This window comes from Rhodopirellula halodulae, assembly GCF_020966775.1.
Lineage (GTDB): Bacteria > Planctomycetota > Planctomycetia > Pirellulales > Pirellulaceae > Rhodopirellula > Rhodopirellula halodulae.
In genome coordinates this window covers 146,149-165,974 of record NZ_JAJKFV010000002.1, presented here as the reverse complement: position 1 = coordinate 165,974, position 19,826 = coordinate 146,149, and the positions used below count along the sequence as shown (strand labels likewise).

8 protein-coding genes are annotated in these 19,826 nt (G+C 54.9%); 4 read left to right on the top strand and 4 right to left on the bottom strand.

Annotated elements, in window-relative coordinates; all coding sequences use genetic code 11:
• Position 1: 1 nt before the first annotated feature.
• Positions 2 to 8,839, bottom strand: coding sequence for a type I polyketide synthase (locus tag LOC70_RS01225; RefSeq protein WP_230251441.1), 8,838 nt, complete (start codon positions 8,837 to 8,839; stop codon positions 2 to 4).
• A 551-nt stretch (positions 8,840 to 9,390) separates the two neighbouring features.
• On the opposite strand from LOC70_RS01225, the gene LOC70_RS01220 reads away from it, so the two are divergent.
• Both LOC70_RS01220 and wbaP read left to right on the top strand, forming a co-directional pair.
• Complete coding sequence (locus LOC70_RS01220; RefSeq protein ID WP_230251440.1) at positions 9,391 to 11,145, top strand: B12-binding domain-containing radical SAM protein; 1,755 nt, start codon at positions 9,391 to 9,393, stop codon at positions 11,143 to 11,145.
• Between the two features lie 591 nt (positions 11,146 to 11,736).
• Positions 11,737 to 13,341: an undecaprenyl-phosphate galactose phosphotransferase WbaP gene (wbaP, locus tag LOC70_RS01215; RefSeq protein WP_230251439.1), complete on the top strand. Its 1,605-nt coding sequence runs from the start codon at positions 11,737 to 11,739 to the stop codon at positions 13,339 to 13,341.
• 48 nt (positions 13,342 to 13,389) lie between these two features.
• On the opposite strand, the gene LOC70_RS01210 is transcribed toward wbaP, so the two are convergent.
• Together LOC70_RS01210 and LOC70_RS01205 are read right to left on the bottom strand one after the other, a co-directional pair.
• On the bottom strand, positions 13,390 to 14,601 hold the full coding sequence (locus tag LOC70_RS01210) for a glycosyltransferase family 4 protein (RefSeq protein WP_230251438.1): 1,212 nt from the start codon (positions 14,599 to 14,601) through the stop codon (positions 13,390 to 13,392).
• Between the two features lie 43 nt (positions 14,602 to 14,644).
• Positions 14,645 to 15,379, bottom strand: coding sequence for a sulfotransferase domain-containing protein (locus tag LOC70_RS01205; RefSeq protein ID WP_230251437.1), 735 nt, complete (start codon positions 15,377 to 15,379; stop codon positions 14,645 to 14,647).
• A 1,315-nt stretch (positions 15,380 to 16,694) separates the two neighbouring features.
• Here LOC70_RS01205 and LOC70_RS01200 point away from each other — a divergent pair.
• Complete coding sequence (locus LOC70_RS01200) at positions 16,695 to 17,354, top strand: lipopolysaccharide biosynthesis protein (RefSeq protein ID WP_230251436.1); 660 nt, start codon at positions 16,695 to 16,697, stop codon at positions 17,352 to 17,354.
• Between the two features lie 8 nt (positions 17,355 to 17,362).
• The gene (locus tag LOC70_RS01195) at positions 17,363 to 18,286 is read left to right on the top strand and encodes a sulfotransferase domain-containing protein (RefSeq protein WP_230251435.1); all 924 of its coding nucleotides are present in this window, start codon (positions 17,363 to 17,365) and stop codon (positions 18,284 to 18,286) included.
• A 5-nt stretch (positions 18,287 to 18,291) separates the two neighbouring features.
• Here LOC70_RS01195 and LOC70_RS01190 read toward each other — a convergent pair whose 3' ends face one another.
• Positions 18,292 to 19,797 carry an O-antigen polymerase gene (locus LOC70_RS01190; RefSeq protein ID WP_230251434.1) on the bottom strand — a complete coding sequence of 502 codons (1,506 nt, stop codon included), beginning with the start codon at positions 19,795 to 19,797 and terminating at the stop codon, positions 18,292 to 18,294.
• Between the last annotated feature and the right edge of the window lie 29 nt (positions 19,798 to 19,826).

The following is a 19,826-nucleotide window of genomic DNA, read 5'->3' as shown; positions in this document are numbered from 1 at the left end:
TCTAACGCAACCAACCAACTCGGTATCCATGCAACTGCAAAATCACGTCTTGGTTTTGCCCCAGAAGCAACGCCGACAATCGTCCGCCCGCTGCGGATTCCGGACCTTTGCCAGGAATGTCTTCTTCCCATCGAACCTGGACTCGGAGCGGTTCGCCAGGATCAGGCAGTCGGCCAAAGTCGATGGTGTCGAAAGAAATCGGCAGGCTGGGGTTGCCGCCCACTCGGTAGGCGAGCATTCCCGCAGCGTAAAGCACCGCATCCATCGTTGCGGGCGACAGAACCCATCCCATCAGCGGTCGAGATTCGCCAGCAAGGTGTGCTGGGCTCGGTGCGACGATGGTGCCGACGGCCACTGGTTTGTCGGTGGACGTTGCGGTGGCACTGCCGGCAACGTTCAGGAAGCCAATGCTTCTCAAGCACTGAAGCGATGGCCCATGATAGACCGGCGCGGTTTCGTCGACGTAGGGAACGGGCAACTCTTCAACCCGTGCAACTTCAATCGAACCGCGTTTGGTGGTTGGCGATCCCAAATCAAACGCTGCCGAGAAATGTTGACGCCGTGACTGAACCAATCGGCCATCTTTTCGGCGAAGGTCACTGACCAAGGACCAGCGGTCGGATGAACTGGCATCGCTTTTCAGAATCTCAATTGCCAACGGATCGTCCGTCGCAAATTTGAGAGGCATGGATGCCACCACATCGCGACATCGAGTGACTTGCTGTGAAGAGTTCCAACGGGCGGCCTCGGCCAGCATTTCAATCGCCATCACGAAAGGCAGCGTTGGCCGTCCCACCACCAAGTGATCTTTTAGAAACAAATCGTTCTGAGGATGAAGCGTGACTGCGAAAGTTTCTGGGTTTGAGTCGTCCATCCGCTCGGTCGGATCAAGCATCGGGGAAGGACGATCGGGAGACTCGATCCAGCGTGAAGACTCCGACGGAAAGAACTTCCGGACATAACGTCGGTCCGTGATCAGGACCTCAGCTTCGTTCCCACCATGTTCCACTTCGCGAAGGAAATGCTGCAGGCCTTCTTCCGCCGGCATGAATTCCATGCCGATCATGTCGAGCGCCAATTTGGCTTCGGGTTTGGTTGCCATGCCGACATCACCCCAAGCGTGCCAATGAAAAGTCACGCAACGGGTTTGTGGCCGTTGCTGGCGCAGTCGCCCGATCAGCTTGGCAAGCATGTCATTGGCGGCCGAATAATCGGTGTGCCCGTTGGCGCCAAAACGTCCGCTAATCGAACCGTAGCCGATGAACCATTCCAATGGATCGTTCTGTGTCGCGGCGGCAAGCGAAATGGTGCCGTCGACTTTGGCACTGAAGCACTGAGCGACCTTATCTGGACGCTTGCGATCGAAGCGTGCGTCTTGTCCTGAACCTGCACCCTGGATCACGCCGCGAATCGGGCCGTCGGTCGAACGGATCTTTGACAACGCGGCTTGGACAGCTTCGGCGTCGGAGACATTCACACTGTGATAAGTGGCCTGAATCGATCGTTCGCGGCACTCTTCCAACGTCAGGTCGATTTCGATCGCCTTTTCGAGCTGACGCCAAGTTTTAACCGGGTTGCCACCTTCTTTTTGGATGCGCGCCATCACCACGCGACGAAGATCCGCCCGATCACGCTTGGCATGGGCACGCATCTCCGCATCGATTTGCGGAACGGGAGCCATGCCAAGCAGGTGCAGCTTCAAATCGTGACGCTGAGCGAGCTCCATGGCGGTCATCGCCGTGATGCCGCGACCGCCACCAGCAACAACCCAATTGCCGCCCCGAGTCAGCCGTGGTGTCTGTTGTGATGAAATGTCCAACGGTTGGTAAACGGCTCGCGTCGCAATACGTTCTTGACCTTGGACAGCGACTTCTTCGTCATACGAAGGCACGGCCAATTCGCGAAAGACGCCATCGGCTATTTCGTCGGCGGAGGAACCATCGATGCCTTCCACGACCAGCATCGGTGTGTCTCGGAAGCCTCGCATCCAAGCTTCGATCAGCATCGCTTTGGTCAGACCGGCCAAACCACCCGACTCTGCGGACCGACTGTGAATGGCGACGTTCGACTGAGCCGCCGATGTCATCGCGTCGAAGCCGAATTCGCCGCCCAGTTTCAGTGTGGTGACCAGCGACGATTGACTCATTCGGTCGTCATCGATCATGTGCTGCATCCAACGCTGGCAAACGCGATAGGGAGTGGCCAATGCATCGGCGTGCCGTTGACGCCATGATTCCACATCGAACGTGGACCAACACGCACCGGCGTCATGCGGTGTGGTCAGGAACAAATGCGGAGTCGGCTCGATCTGCCAAATCCGATCCAGCTCCGCATCCAAAGCTTCCATCGATGATGGGCGATTCAGATGATAGACCTCAACGCCTTGCTCAAGACATCGTCGCGCCAAAGAATCCGCAACGTCGTTGTCGCCCAGAATCAATGCCGCACCGTTGAGGTTCGGCGATGTTGGCATTCCGTCACGGCGATTGGCCTTTCGGGTTCGCATCACAAATCGATGAGTGCCCGTGGCGGGAGCGTCCTGTTCGCCTGATTCAGCGGTGGGGCGTTCGTTCAGCGAGGCGTTTTTTTTTTCGCTGGATGGTTCCCGCCCTTCGATTTGGTCCATCACAAACGTGTGGATCGAAGACAACGTGGGGAAGTCCGACAGTTTCAAGTTGGATTGGCGGAGCGATTGCAGTTCGTACTGTTGCTCCAGCTCGCCCAGCAGCTGAGCCCGCTTGATGCTGTCAATTCCCAGTTCGGCTTCCAGATCCGCGTCCATGTCGATGATGTCTTCGTCGTAACCGGTTTGGTCAACGACCAGATCAATCATCAATCGCTTCAGCGAGTCCGCCAGATCAGACCCGCTTTCTGGTAGTGGCAATTCTTCTGTTCCAGGCGACGCCTGGTTCGAGTACGCGGTGGAAGGTTCCGGTGCGTTCTCAATGGATGAGGGATCACCGACCAACTGCAAAATGTCGTTCAGCGAAGCGAACTGAGCCAGACGCATGGATTGCGTATCCACCTCCAAGTTGCCCCACTGCACAATCTCGCCGATCAGTTGAGCCTTTTTGATGCTGTCGACGCCAAGCTCCGCTTCCAGGTCCGCATCAAATTCGATGACTTCCGGATCGTAACCCGTCAGATCGACCACCAAATCGAACAAGAAGGATCGAGCTGATTGCATACGTTGAAGATCGGTTGCCGTGGAAGCTGGTGACGCCATCGCGTTCGCAGCCTTGGTCGGAGCCACGGTCGCCGGCGAAGGGGGCGCAATCGGTGAATCGATCGTAGCCTGCGATGCCGAACCATTGCTGCTGACTGGTGTTGCCAACATGGAATTCATGTTGCTTGCGTCGTTTTGCGGATCGGCACATTGGTCCGCTTGTCGTCGGCTGCGGCGAGTGACGTCGACCACCTCAAATGTCGGTTGTTGTTGCGTTTGCAAGGTCGTGGCCGCGCTGACAGGTACGCTGGTGGCATGCCCGTTTTGCATGGCGACATGGCCATTTTGCGAATGCCGAGGTCGACTCGCCGGTGAAGTGGGCATCGACGGCGATACGGACTGATCCAGTGTTTGTCCCAAAGCTTCGTAGGCCAGCTTCAAAAGCTTCAATTGGCGATGTGGGGTGCGTCCGCGTTCATCAGCCGACAAGCACAGCACGTGCGGTTCAACGGTGGAGCCCGCCAGTCGTGTGAGGACATTGTTCGGGCCAACCTCGACCATCAATTCACAACCATCATGAGCCAATCGTTCCACCGCACCGCTGAAGCAAACGGGACGCGTCAATTGGGTGACTAGGTTGTCGACAATGTCCGCGGGTTCAGCCAAGTAGCGATTGGAGACTGCGGACAAAAATGCGAAGCGAGGTGGTCGAGCGTTTTGACCGGTGAATCGAGCGCGCAGCATCTCCTGCGCGGGCATCATCTCGGGAGTGTGGAATGCAGCGGGAACGGGAATCACGACCGACGCCATGCCCGCGGAGGCCAACGTCTCCTTCGCAGCACGCATTTGGTCAGGCGAACCGGCGATGACCGTTTGCTGACGCGAATTGTGATGCGAAATCGTGTATCGGATGTCGCTCGACAGGAGTGCCGCATCGACTTGGGAAGGTGCGCCACGAACCGAGAGCAATTCCCCTCGTTCGCGAGTCGTCATCACGACGCTATCACTTCGCGACTTGGCAAACTCGATGGCTTGGCGAGTCGGTACGACGCCGGCGCACCATGCTGCCGTGCATTCGCCAAAGCTGTGACCCAAAACAACGTCAGGACGCAGTCCAGATCGCAGCAATGCATCGGAGAACATTGACCCAACGGCCAACACCCACGCTTGAGTCCACCAGACATCACGACCGAGTTGCTGATCAGGATCATGCAGGCGATCCGAAACCGCGGGCAATCCCATGGCTTGCAGCTCACCATCAAACGACTGCAAGAATGCTCGGCTCGCCTCGGCATCGTCGGACTTCAGCCAAGCCGGGGCCTCCGCGTATTGCGAACCTTGTCCGGGGAACAACCAAGCCGCGCGGGGCAGGAGTTCGCTCGGGCGAGAGGACGGCATCCAAACCCAGCCATCATGACGAACCAAGCCACCTGATTTTCGTTCTCGGATGGGGCCGCTGAGTGCTGCTGATGCGGCGGACGCGATTTCCGGTTGGTTGTCACCCAGCAAGACGGCTCGATAGCATCGGTGGGCGAAGGAGTCGAATTGCTCAACGACAGAATCGTTTGGCGTGACGCCTTCCGCGATTTGGCGAAGAGCCGTTTGCAATGCCTCGAAGGAAAAGCACTGAATCCGAGTTGTGATGCAGTCTCCCGATTCCGGCGATGTGGCCGCCACGACGTTTTCGCGAAAGTTCGGCGAAGGAGTCGATTCGGCTCGGGATTCCAAAGCGGTTGATGGCGAAATCAAAGTTGACTCATCAGAAGACAAGGATGCAGACTCATAGTTCATCTGGGGGGCGACACTATAATTCACTTGATAGCCGTCGTCGGCAACTTCGTGGATGCGTATCGCTTCGTGAGGTGCTGCTGCGGAACCGAAGGAAGGCGACAATGTTGCCGCTATTGTTCGAACGATGCCCTGACCACCGCCCAAGTGGCCGATTTGTCCCACCAGTTTTCGTGCGGAAATTATTTGATTTCTTTCGGAATCCTGAGCCGCTGCGGCACGCGCGCCCCGAACATCGCTCGTGAAGCTCTCGGTAGGTTTGGTGAGAATTCCGAGAATCTTACGGCCGTTGGCTTTCGCATCGCTGAGGCGTTGAAGGGTCAACACGGCAACGCCTTCACCCGGGATGATCTGCGATCCATCGTGCGGAAGATCTTGGGGATGCCCGGTGGTGAGGAGCTGATTCTTGCGAGCCAACTGTTCGAACGCGACCAAGTCCATGCCGCGCTGAGTGACGCCGCAAATGGCCAAGTCCATTTTGCCGGCATGCAGTTGTTCCATCGCGGTGATCAGCGCGAGACCGCCGGAGGCTTCGTCAGCATCGACCGCGAAAGCACCGCCCATCAAATCGAATGTGCGCGCAATCCGTGATGCCAGTGTGCTGGCGGTGAACCCGCCGGTTTCGTCAAGCAAAGCACCGTATTTGTCGAGCGTGACTTGACGCAATTCGTCGGCGGTCGCCTGGGCTTGGAGGTCGGACCAACCCAATTCCCGCAGTTGCCGCGTGACCAACCGAGTGATCTCTGGCAGACGCAAACCAACCTGCAATTCGTTGCTGAATTGGCCACCAAAGATCGTTCCGACAACGACACCGACTTTTTGCCGATCGACGGACCATTGGCCGCCATCGAACTCATCCATCGCTTGTCGAACGGCTTCGATCAGCATCAGTTGAGCCGGATTGGCGTTGGCCACCATCTTGGGCGGAATGCGATAGGACTGGGCGTCAAACTTGAAGTCGCGAATGTAGCCGCCACGGCAATGCGGTGTGCTGTAACCAATCTCGCCGTACTGTGAGCGATTGGTGACACCAATCCAGGCTCCGTCCGCCGCACGCTGCATCCATCGACCGGGCGGAGGATCACTGATCGCGGAACGACTCGAAGTCAACAATTCGCGGAATGCATCCAAGTTCGGCGCGTCCGGAAGCACCACACCGCGACCAACGATTGCGATCGGCTCGGCTTCTCGCGAACTAGCTGTTGTGCGGGAATTCAATGTTGTGGACGGCTTTTCTTCAATCACCGCGTGAGCGTTCAAGCCACCGATGCCAAATGCGTTGACCGCGGCGACTTTTCCACGCGATGAAGTCCGTTGTGTCCAGGGTTCCACGCGGTCAACAATTCGTACCGGCGAATTTTGCCAGTCGTGTCGTTCGGTCGGCTGTGAGAAATTGATGGACGGTGGAATTTCACCGCGTTGGATTGCCAGCAGGCACTTCGCAACGCCGACCAAACCAGCCGCTTCCAACAGGTGCCCCAGATTGCTCTTCACACTGCCGATGGGAAGTGGGCCGTTGCCGCTCTTTCCGGCCAGCAATTGAGTCAGGCTTTCAAGCTCCGTCGCATCACCGACCTGCGTGCTGGTGGCATGACACTCCAAGTAATCAATGTTGAGTGGTTGCGAGTCAACGGCACGTTGCATCGCCGTTTGCTGGCCTGCGCTGCGGGGCGCCCACAGGCCCTTGCCTTTTCCGTCGGAAGCAACACCAACCCCACGCAGTGTGGCCAAGATCGGCATCTGGTTCGCTTCGGCGACGCTGCGCCGCGCGATCACCACCGCGACGTACCCTTCGCTGCTAATCAGCCCGCTGGCTCGATTGTCAAACGGGTAAGAGCCCGTCTCACTGCACGCGCCCGATTGCGAGAACAAAGCCAAGTTGTCGACGTTGTTGAATGTTGCTCCGCCAACCACCGCGAGATCAATTCGGTCGGCTTCAATCGCCGAGGCGGCATGTTGCAACGCCAACAGTGACGAGGAACAAGCCGCATCAATGACTTCGCGTCGACCTTGGAAGCCGAGCATCCTGGCGGCCAACGATGCGGCGGAGTACGCGTTGAACTCCGGGAGATGGTTGGCTTGATGACGTGGGCGATCTTGGCGAATGGCGTTGGCGACGGACCGTTTCAGTCCCTCTCGCGTGCCAGCATCCAACGCTTGAACGTTGGAAGTTTGCTCGACCAATTCCATCGCGGAATCAGCCATCGTCGCCATCGCTAGCGGGCCACCAAGTTCGGTGCCACCGCTATGTCCGACAAACACACCGGCTCGCATTGGATCAAACGAGAACGATTGGTTCGCGGCCGCCGCTGACTTCATCGCCGCGACCGCCACCTGAGCGAATTGCCGATGGGTCAAGTCAAACGTGCCCAAAGACTCAATTTGACGCTCGACATCGGGATCCAGTGGCGCGGGCGAGACGCATCCACCGAGCTGAGTGTAGGTCTTGCCTGGCACTCCGCGTTTGGAATCGAAGTACAGTTCGCGATCCAAACGGTCGCTCGGCATCGGGGCGATGACGGACCGCCCATCGAACAGCATTTCTTCAAAAGCCCGAGCGTTATCGACGCCTCCGGGGAGCCGAACTTCAAACCCGCAAATGACACAATCGTTTGGATTGCCTTCTGAGATGGCGGCTTCTGGCGATCGGGCAACGGAAGTTCGCTTGTCGCCTTCGGCGGCGGAGTCAGCTGTCCTTGCCGAGCGCTTCTTCCCGGTGGGTTGCTTCGTCGTGGGAGCCGTCCAATTGCTGATCATCTGCAACAACTCCTCGGTGCCAATGGCCGGAGTGTCATCCAGATGCGTCGTTGCGATCACGTCGTCGATGTTTTCACGATCAAAGGTTGGGTCGTCGCGGAAATACGGCAAGAACGTTTTGACAAACGGATCGGCCATCTGATCCAGCTCTTTTCGAGTTTGCGATGGAGACGCACTTCGGTCGGAGTTGGATGGCCGTGACGCAGACACTCGATCTGGCTTGCGGGTGGCCAGCCACTGCGTTGTGGCTGTGTGGAATGCGGCGTCCAACGATTCGATGGAGCTGCCGTCGCGAGTCGTCAGGTGGTAAGTCCGACCGTGCAGACGTGGCGTGCTGATGATCTTGCAAATCGCACGGGCAATCCAATCCACATCGACAATGTTCTTGCATTCATTGCCGGCAAAACCCAAATCGCGAAACCATTGACCGTCGCTCGGCAGACCAAATCGAGACGCCAGCATTTGATACATCGAGAACGCACCGTAGATCGTGCGATCACCGGACACCGGCGACAAACCCGTGCGGTCAATCACAATCGAAGGACGGTAGATGGTTAGATCCCGACCGGTGAAGGCCTCGCGGACAATTCCTTCGGCGATCAGTTTGCTGCGTTCGTAGTCATTGGCGAACGATTGACCGACGTCTCCTTCGGACTCCTTGACTCGTCCCGATCGCTTGCCGCAGACGTAGGCGGTGGAAACGTGATGAAACTGGGTGAGTCCCATTCGGCGGGCCATCGCAATGACCTCGCGAGTCCCATCGACGTTGGTGCGATAGGGTTCGTTGTCGCCTTCGGGGTCAGCCGGCAGAAAACTCAAGCTGGCAGCGCTGTGCAGAATTCGATCGCAATTTTGGCTGGCCCAGTCGATGGCTTCGTTGCTGAGGCCTAAACCAGGTTGCAGCAGATCTCCTTCCAAAATCGTTGGACGAACGAGCTTTGTTTGCCAAGCCGTTTCGTATCGGCTGAGGATGTGATCCACTCGTTGCGATGCGGATTGTTTGCCTTTGCCTCGCACCAGGACGGCACACAATCGGCCCGCACGTAGCATCTCCGCCATCACGTAAGAGCCCAGCATGCCGCTGGCTCCTGTGATCAATGGCATTCCGAGAGAAGGCGAGTGGGGCATGGTTTTTGGGTCGGCTTTGCAGCCACCGCATCGGTGAAGAACAAATGTTTCGTACCGCCCAAGTTTATTTGCAGATCCCCCCGTGCAAACGGTGACGCCAAAAAAGGCGGGAATGTCGAAGCAGTGAATTCGCTTGGTTCAACTTGGCCGGGTTGCAAGGATTGTGCCCGCCGAGTCCTTTCGACCGGTCTGAATGGTGAAGTCGAAAATCCGGCGGGCGCAGTGGGACACTTGCATCCGGTCTTGCTTGGGACGCGTAAAGCAATTTGCTAGCCCGCTGTGAGCAAACTGAACCCGTTGCGATCAAACTGATCGAATGATTCAAGCTTTCGGCAATGCGGTGGTTGGGGGCTCGTCGGGTGTTTCGGCTTCCAACTGTCCAGCCCGTCAGATTGCAAAAATTACGTGAAAACCGCGTTTCTCATTTGGTGACCCCCCACTGACTGACTAGGTTGACTGAGTCGTGTCTGGGCGGATTGGACGAGATGGACGCGGCCGCACAACATGCTTGGCAACGCAATTGATCCACTCACCTGGCTGACACCGCAATCATGCAAACGACGCCCACTCCGTCCAGCTTGCCAGATTTTTCACGGCTCCCTGAGAGCCCCGATGCTCCGGTTCGTTGTCTTCTCATTCAGCCGCGTTTTGAACAAACGAACTACTGGAACTTCGTCGAAAGTGCCAAAGCGATCGGTGCCAAAGCGACCGCTCCGCCGTTGGGATTGATGACGGTCGCCGCGTTGTTGCCTCAACAATGGGAGTTTCGCCTCGCGGATCAAAATGTGGACGAGGTGAACGAGGAGGATTGGCAATGGGCCGATGTTGTCTGCACGGGCGGCATGCTGCCTCAGCAACCCGGCATCTTGCAATGGGTTCAGCGGGCCAACGCGGAAGGCAAGTTCATTGTAGTTGGGGGGCCGGATCCGACGAGCCAGCCGCAGATCTATCAAGACGCGGACGCGGTGATCGTTGGCGAAGGTGAACTGACCATTCCGATGTGGCTCGACGCATGGCGAGATGGGAACCCCAAGGGGCAATTTGAATCGCCGCACAAGCCCGATGTCACTCAAACACCGACGCCTCGTTTTGATCTCGTCGACTTCAATGACTATCTGCACGTGGGCGTCCAGTCTTCGCGAGGCTGTCCGTACAACTGTGAGTTCTGCGACATCATCGAGCTGTTCGGCCGCCGACCACGCGTGAAGACGCCCGATCAGTTTCTGGCCGAGCTACAGCGGCTTTACGATCTCGGCTACCGAGGTTGGGTTGATTTCACTGATGACAATTTCATTGGCAACCGCAAGCTGATCAAACCGCTGTTGGTGGCACTCAAGCAGTGGAACGAAGAACACAATTATCCTTTTGTGTTTTCCACCGAAGCCAGTATCAACTTGGCGGATGACAAAGAGCTACTGGAACTGATGCGAGACGTGCAGTTTCGTTATGTCTTTTTGGGGATTGAATCGCCCGATGAGGAGACATTGATTCACACTCAAAAGCGAATCAATACGGTGCACCCGATCATCGAACGAGTTCGAACGATCTACGATCATGGGATTTCCGTCGCCGCTGGGTTGATCATCGGATTCGATACGGACAAACCCGGCACGGATGGGCCGATGATCCGGTTCATTCAAGAGAGTGGCATCACGCTTTCCATGGTTGGCTTGTTGTCGGCGCTGCCCAACACGCAGCTCACCCGGCGTCTGGCGAAGGAACGTCGTTTGATTGACTCCGAACACAACTGGATTCAAGACGACGCGGCAAACTACGAGCTGCGAAGCGCCGAATCGAAAGATCAAACGATCAGCGGGATGAACTTTGTCACGATGCGTGACCGAGTGGAAATCTACCAAGAGCTCCGCAACATCATCGAGCATGTCTACTCGCCGCGGGCTTTCATGGACCGTGTGATCGACACCGCCTCGCGAATCAAAATCGTCAACAAGCACGTTCCCAATGGCTGGGAATTTCGGCGAATGTTCAAGGGCTTTCGAACGATTGCTTGGCGGATGCTTCGCGATAAACGAACCCGGTATCTGTATCTGCGAAACTTTGCCAGAGCGGCGTGGATGGGGCCGACGAAGTTTGAATATGCCCACACTGTGATGGGTAGTTTCCTGCACTTCGATCTGCAGACACGCAAGATGCTGGAAGCTCTAGACGTCAGCATCGATTTCGCGAAGAACCACGCGACGTACCCAAGAAGCGTGGCCGACATGCCGGCGTTCAGCAATCACGACTCGGCAACCTCGCTGCCAATCGCTGACGCATCCAGTTGCGACTCCGCCGCTTCTGCCTGAAGCAGATCAATGCCGCAAAGGTTGAGATGAAGGAAGCTTCACCAATTCACCGCTTCCCAACCTCTTCGTAGGCCATGTCTCACATGGCACTCTGGCCGATGCTTCGCAGAAACGAGGCGTCTCCGCCCAACCCACCTTCAGGTTCCGTCCAAAAGACGGCTCGATCTTCAAATCAAAACCCAAGTCTCTGATACTGGAATTAGCGTCGTTTGACGCGTGTCGTCACAGTGATGTCTGGTGTCGGTTTCGGCATGTCCTTTACGGAGAATAACCCGACATAAGCCAAGCCGGACTCGGTGTCTGCTCGATCAACCTGGTCGGTGACGGACCGAAATGATGACTGCAAATTCCCCGTGATATCAACTCCGCGACAAACGTATGTCTTGTCGAAAGTGTCCATGCTTGTCCCGTTGTGTTTTTCGCAAATGCGATCCTTAACGGAATGCGATGCCCCTTTATAAGCAGGTGATGGCTGCCGGGATCGGATCTTCGTAAAACCTTGACGAAGTTGCCTTTTCTTCTGGTGAGTCCAATTAGAATGCCACCCGTCCGAGCGAACCCCGCGTTCCGCAACGGCGTGCTTCACTCATCTTGATTGTTCAACTTGGTCCGCGATTGATGCCGCAGCTAGACACAAATCCGCTACCGGTCGGTGTCGTTTGCACAGACACGATCGAACAACTCGACCCCTTCGTCCCCAGCGCGGCGGTCAAGGACCAGCGGTTGACTCAGCGTCGCAGCGCGAGTCCACGCAAACGACGCGCGCCTCGCAATCAAGCGACCGGCACCATGCAGCTCTTCATGACCTGCATGCCCCTGGTACTGGGTGATGTCACATCTCTTCTGCTGTCAGCGATGATCGCCGCTCTGCCTCTGTTCACGCTTGAATGGTTGGGCCTGCATTCTGGATTGCTCTTGCAGGCAGTTTGTCTTGTTGCATGTTATCTCGGCACCGGTGCAATTTTGGGACTTTTCCCCGGGACGGGTAGCAGTCCCGTTTTGGAGTTGCGGCAAACTGTTTTGGCCGCTGCTGCCTCCTTTGCATTTGTAATGCTCGCCAACATGACGCTTGCCACCTTGAGCACCGGCGAATTTTTGTTGTGCTCAATTGGGATATTGGTAGCTGTCTTTTTAGTGCCAATTGTTCGGCTAACTGTCCGCAAGCTTTGTTCCAAAACAACATGGTGGGGCGAGAACACCATTATCGTTGGTGCGGGACCTCAGGGGCGGGCTTTGTTTCGCTTCTACAGTCGCGTGCCGCAGCGTGGACTTCGTCCGATTGGAATCGTTGATTTTCCTCGGCAAACTGCTGATCTCAATTCAGAAGAACTCAACGGAATCCCGTACTTAGGGTCTGTGCAACGATTGGACCGACTTCGTCGCAAGCTCCAGGTCCGCTGGGCAATCGTGGCACCGGGTGGCTGCGAGCAAATTGACATGAACGAAGTCATGTCGCATGCGGGGAACGTACCCAACTTACTTGTGTTGCCGTCTCAAGTGCTCCTACCAAGTTTATGGTCGAATACACGAGAATGTGCCGGGGTGATGGGGGTTCACCTGAAAGACCACCTTCGTAGTCCAGTGAGTCGTTTTGTAAAACGCTCGGTTGACGTGGTTGCATCAGCAGGTGCTTTGATTGCACTTTCGCCACTCTTTGCGATCGTTGCGGTCTACATCAAACGCAAGAGTCCTGGACCGGTTTTCTACGGTCACAAACGAATTGGAATTGGCGGCGAAACGTTCAAAGCCTGGAAGTTTCGTACGATGGTCACTAACGCAGATCAAGTCCTCGAGCAATATCTCGAGCAAGACCCGGAGATGCGTCGCCAATGGGTCGAAGATCAGAAGCTGAAGAACGATCCGCGAATCATCCCCGGTATCGGTCGCTTTCTACGAAAGACCAGCTTGGATGAGATCCCGCAATTGTGGAATACACTCAAAGGCGAAATGAGTCTGGTGGGACCCCGTCCAATCGTGGCAGACGAGATTGGACGCTACCGAGAGATGTACCCTCTCTACCTCCGGGTCCGCCCAGGAATCACAGGTCTTTGGCAGGTCTCCGGCCGCAACGACACCAGCTACGAACAAAGAGTCCGTCTCGACAGCTACTACGTCTGCAACTGGTCCCCCTGGCTCGACACCTACATCATCTTCCGAACCATCCGAACCATGCTCTTTCGAGAGGGCGCGTATTGACGGATGCCAGCAGTTTCGATAGCGGAACCGCAATTCGGAGTGAGCGTTTCAATGAGCTGAAGAGTTGGTTAGCTTTCTGAATCCAACGAGGAATTGATCTGTGATTTCTTTGATGTTGAATTTTGTTTGCGCATAGGATCTTGCATTGCAACCAAGTTGTCTACGTTTGCTTTCGTTGTTCAGAAGCTCGATTGCAGAATTGACGAAAGCGTCTTCGTCATCTGGTGCATGAACCGAACCCGCTTTCGCTCGCGATACAGTCCTTGCTGCGAGATTGTCAAGTGGCACAGAAAGTAGGAGCGGTCTTTCTGCACAAAGGTAGGCCAAGACTTTCGAAGGAACGGAATAGACACCCGCGTCAGGTTCAAGGATTGCAACCAAGACTTCTGCGGTTGCCATGACGTCCGGAATGTCTTCAAAAGGGGTGAACGGGTGGACGAGCAGGTTATCCAGTTCTAGCTCTAGTGCTTTTCTTCGGAGCCAATCAGCTCCTTTGCCTTCGGATATTACGACTACGCGGCAATCTGGTGACTCTTTAAGCTTTAGAGCTAGCTTGAGCATCAAGGCAGGGTTGTGCTTTAGGCCCATCGTGCCGGTGTAGACGATGCATTTTTTGTCTGACAATCCGTTTAGAGATGACCACTGGTTGATCTTTTGCTTAACGGGGATTTCTCGGATGGGAGCCCAGTTTTCGATGACACTCGTTTTCTGTCGTTGGATTCCCCAACGCTGAAGCACTGGCTCAAAATCACTGGTAATTAGAATGTTCCAGTCGCTGTTTTTGAGAAGATTGGCCTCCATCGATTTGTAGTATTCGCCGATCATATGACCAATGCCGGGAATGCGTTTGCTTAGCAACTTTTGAGTCGCTAAGCTGAGTATGTCTTGGAGCCAAAACACAAAAGGAATCTTCTTTTGGCGGCAAGCGTTCTGAAGTGGCCTTTGAGCGTCAAGAGGAGTGTTAGCAGAGACGACGACGTCCGGTGAATAAATGTCAACTTGATCGGCGATTAGTTGCCCATAGCGTCGTTCTTGTCGCCACCTCTTTATTAAAGAGTATTTCTCAAGAGGCTCGGAGAGAGTAACAGCCGAAAAGGTTAGACCAGCAGCGTCTTCGTTTGTTCGCTTGAAGCCTCTTCCGGGGGTCGTTTTTAGTGATCCGCAGTAGGTATGTTGCACTTCGTGGCCGCGTTCCGCAAGTTCACGGCTGAGGTCAACCGGAAACGGATAACCTCCATAGTCATGCATTAGTATTTTCATGGCGACGGTTCTGCGTATCCCCTGGAGCGATAGATTGAGTGACTTACTGGTATCCCAGTGATGAATTGACCTCACCCGCGACACGGTCGAATGCTTTCTCAATGGCCGGCGTGAAGTGTTTTTTCCATTCCTGCCGCTTGCCGCTGCGAAATGTGTGGCTTTTGCCAGGATTCATTGCTACGGTTGCTTTTGAAACGAAGTCGTTGACGTCATAGGCCCGGCCACGAATGGATTGGTCGAACGTTGCAATTCCACGCAGCGTTTCCTCTCGTTTCTCGTCGCTGACCAAGTCTTCGAACCGAATGGCCATGCAGTTCGGGTCGTCGATCCAGGGCTGGTAAAAGCGAAACCGCGATCCGACGCCAGGATATTCATTCGGTAGTTTGTCCGGCATTCCATTAATCGACAAAAGCAGTCGCGATTCTAAATTGGGGCAAGCACGAAAGTGTCGGCTTAATCCGTGCCACCATGCCATCGAGTGCAAGTAGAAAGCCTCGGAAACCACCACGTCACGCAGGTCGCGATAGATGAAAAAGTGAGCGATCCGTTGTTTGCGGATTTGGTCGGCGAATGGCGGGCTGTAATAAAGGTGGGAAGGGACGACTTCGCCTGGCGCAACGCTCTTGATTCGATTGAGGTGAGCTTGATCGGAGCGGAGACGAAATCGAATGGACGGAACGCTTGCGATAAAGGATCCATAGAACTCTGTTTCTGGCAGAGCTCCCAGGGCTTGGATCAGAAGATGAGTTCCGCTTTTTGGAAATGAATTGCACAGCACGGCGCTGCAGCCTTGCGGAAATTCACGTCGAACTCGACGTCGCGCCCGGACCCGCAACGGCTTCGCCAGAAGGCTTTTCCCTTTTCGATAGACGGCCGAATGACGAAGCTTCACCATGTTTACCTGCGGTGTGAGTTGGAAGCTGACATGTTAAGCCACCCGTGTCGGATTTCAATCGTTTCTGCCATTCCCCGGATCGAATCCCTGCTGGAAACCGAGCCACGAAAATTAAGGCTTCATCGCCGCGGTTGCTTTGCGTCCAGATGCGAGAATGGAACCTGAAATCGAGTCGTTGCCGGCGCGATTTTACCGAGCCGTCTTTGCGAAGACACATGGCTGTTTCCCAGTCAGGTTTAGGTGGATGCAGATAGCCTTCGGCGGGATTTAACGGTGTTCTCCGGGCATGATTGAACTGCAATCCATTGAAACACAGGTGTCGAATTTGCGATGCGACAATTAGACTTTTCGAGTTGGGTGCTCGCTGAGCCGTCTTTGGGAAGACATTGGAATCGTATCTAGTTTCCAGCGCTGTCCTGAGTCAAAACGTTTCGTTTCTTCCACACAACCGCTACAGTCCAATCTGCAACCGCGTATGCCGACGCCGAAACAACCAAATTCCCTCCTCCGCCGACTGGCCTCCAGTAGCCTCTGGGCTTTGATCGGACGCGTCGCTTCCGTCTTCTGCGTTCTCTACAACTATCGCTTGGTTTGTCGTTACCTCAGCGATTCCGAGATTTCTCTTTATGTCATCGCCGTCAGTGCGACTTCGTTAGGAACCGTCATCACATGTTCCGGGCTCAGCACCGTGTTGCTGCGTCAATTAAGTCCTCGGAAGGAGGGAGTCAGTCGGGACGAGCGTAGGACATTGCTTCGGCGGGTATTCGCGATGTCCGCGATCGCATGTGTTCTCTGTGCATGCGTTTTTTCAATGTTGCTGCATTGGTACCCCAGACTCTTGGGCCGTTCGCTACAGTCCGTCTTGCCATTGATCCTGACTTGGGTCGCCTTACGAGCCGCGATCACCATGTTCACTGAGAGCTTCCGCGGACTTCAAAAGTTTTCACAGGCGGCTTTTTTCGGCGGGCTTCAGGAGGGGCCATTGGTCAATGTGTCCATGATGCTGTACTTGTTGCTGTTTGGGGCCAGCATCAATGACGCACGCGACGCACTTTTGGTGCACGTCGTGATCTCACTCTTGATCACGTTGCTAGGTGTGTTCGTTCTGCGAAAAGCGTTTCAAGATGCTGATACGCCCGTCGAGTCTCCGCATCGAGTGCCGGGGTACCGAAGTCTTCTCGCTGAGAGCTCCAAAATCGTGATCTCGCAGATGGCGGTGTTTGGATTGGTTGAATTTGAGACCCTGTTGGTTGGGCGCTATTGCACCGATGTGGAGGTCGGAACTTGGGGGGCAATACGGCGAATGATTTCCCTGGTCAGTGCGCCACTCTTGTTGATCAACGCCGCCGTCCCTACGTTCATCGCCGAACTGTATTCTGCCGGTGATCTGAAACAATTGCAGAGGCTCTTGCGCACTACGTCAACCATTGCGACTCCCCCAGCGTTGATCGCATTCTTGCTTTTCCTGTTCTTCGGAGATGCGGTGCTGTCGGTGTTCGATCCCGATTTCGCGGTCGGCGCAACATCATTGTGCTTGCTTGGGGCTGCGAATGTCGTCTTCGTTGGCGCGGGCAGCGCGGGATTGACCTTGCGAATGACCAATCGTTTGGGCGTCACCACGGTGACAACGGTACTTCTGGCGATCGCTTACGTTTTCACAGCACCCTGGGTCATCCAGACATATCAACTGTTTGGAGCCGCCTGCATGGCCGCTTTGATGATTTGTGCTCGCAATGTGATTTCAATGTTGATTGTCCGCTGGCAAATCAAGATATGGTGTACGCCAACAACTGATCTCAGGGGCATGTTGGAATTGAGTAAGCGCATTTTGAACCGAAAGAAACAAGCGAAAACCTAAGAGCTACTATGAAGCCGAACTTCATCATCGGGGGCGTTCCCAAGAGTGGTACGACGGCCCTTGCGAACTATCTGCGGACTCATCCGCAGATTTACTTTTCCTTCGTGAAGGAGCCTTTTTATTGGGCTTCCGACATGCCTGGGTTACGTAGCAGTGAAGGAATCGAAACAACGCAAGCCTACGAGTCTTTGTTTCAGGCTGCGACCGACGAGCACGCTGTTGTCGGGGAGGGGTCGACACTCTACCTATATTCGGACTGTGCGGTGCCGGATTCACTGGCCTATAACCCGTCAATGCGGTACCTATTCATGTTGCGGCGTCCTGACGAAGTCGCGCATGCCTATCACATGCAGATGTGTTTCCATGAAGCGGAAAACGAACCGGATTTCGAAAAAGCGTGGCGAATGCAGGAGTCGCGTCGGAGCAATCCAGCATCGATCGCAGCGAGATGCAAGTCTCCTAGACTGTTGCAGTACGCTTCCGTAGCAGCGTTAGGAACGCAGTTAGAGCGCGCCCTCGCAGTCATCCCGCCGGCGCAAGTACATGTGCTGCTATTCGACGATTTCGCTCAAGATCCCAAAGCAGAGTACGAACGCGTATTGTCGTTTCTCGAGCTTCCCAGTGATGGGCGATCCGAGTTTCCCAAAGACAACGCAGCGATGAAATCAAACAGTGTTGTCGTCACTCGGATGTTGCGAAGCAAACCGGTGCGCAACGTGACGATGTTTTTGAAGTCCAGGCTCAGCGGAGCTTTCTATCGCTATGCCCGTGCGGCAAAGCACAAGCTGATGTTTCGTCCTTCGAAACGCGAGCCCGTCTCTCGAGAGTTCAGCCGCGAGTTAGTAGAGCATTTTGCTCCCGAGGTCGAAAAAGTGGAGCGATTACTCGGCCGTGATCTAAACCACTGGAAACTTCCGAAAGATCAAGCGTAAATGCTCTATCGTGCAGGTTCCGTTTCGTCGTAGGAAAGATAGGTATATCGCCGCTTGATAGTTAAGCGTCTAAGAATGCAGATGGCGACGAGGATGCCCAATACAGACAATGTTAGAATAACGGTGGCCACGAAGTCTCCAGACATCAATTCGAGGCTCAGCCCAGGCATGATTCCAGCATAAAGTGCCGTTCCAACTGGACTTTGGTCGGCCAGTGCTTTTAGTGAATTGTCGAGTATTCGGAATAGTAAGCCAACCAGGAACACAAACAATGGGAATAAATACACGCTGAAATTGATAATTGCCTCGGCGAACATTCCAGGCGGAGTTCCACCGCCTTTGTCTCGGAGGTCTAATCCGCGGTGGTAGATTTTCTCTGTGATTTCTCGCCCCATCCGTATTGCTGGCTTGTCTTCCCAAAGAGTACGAGGGATCGGGGCATAAAACATGCCAAGGTATGATTGGCCATATTTATATTCCATTAAGTCCGGGACTCCGTCATAGATATGCGAAAGCTTGACCACACAAGCGAAGTTCTTGTTCCCGAACAGCGGTTCCAAACCTAGGTTTACGATTGACTCTGACGCGTCTATTCCCCGTTGATTCTCTCTGCGCAGTGCAAGCATGCAAGTCAGAATCACTACGCATGCAGCAACTGCCAGTAGTAGCGTTCGAAATTGAATGATCTTCAGTCGGTTAATCGCAACGCAGGCGGCGATAAGTGCCAGCAATACATTGACGCGACTGCTGGCCATGAACGGCAACGCTACGGCTGAAAGGCTGAATGTCAAGATCCAAAGTCGTAAGCCAATACTGCGGCGAATCGGCCAAAACCACATCGAAATTAGAATTAGCATAACAATCCGTGAAATGCCTTGAGCGAGCAAGCGATGGTAGCCAAGTGGAGTTTCGTTTCCATTGACAACCATGCGACGCTTTGCTGAAAGCGATGCAAATCCATCATATTGAAAGCCTGTTTCGCGAAGAAATAGGTACGTGGCGCCTAGTGAAACGAGAAGCCAAAACGGAAGCCAGAGCGAAAGTCCTCGATAGGTCGTTCCCTCAAAAATTCGGTTTAGCGTTCGCATGCGAACATGAATCGATCCTGCCACGACGAAACCGGTGCAAAGCAAAACTGAACCCGTGGCACTAAGAATTGCACCAGGGATAAGCATCTCGATTGGACGTCCCTCCAGTAGGTCTTGCGCCGCTTCCGAGTGCGCAGATAGCACATAGAGGACACGTCCAAATACACCAAAAAAGAACGACAGTGCAACAAAATTGAGTGGGTGGAAAATGTCGTACGGGCGTTGCCGCATCGCGATCAAGATTGGCGTGGCGAGGGTGATGAATGCTGGGCCCACTAGCATCAGAGCGAGTCGAAATCGGGTCGGAGACATTTCGGACCAAGCAACTGCGAGACCAAGCAGCGTTGCAACAAAGAGTACGCCCAGCGCAAGTCCCACTGCCTTGCGAATCGTAGCTTGTTGTTGTAACTCTTTAGGAGGCATACGTCAGTTCCGGTAGAACAAAGCCGAGA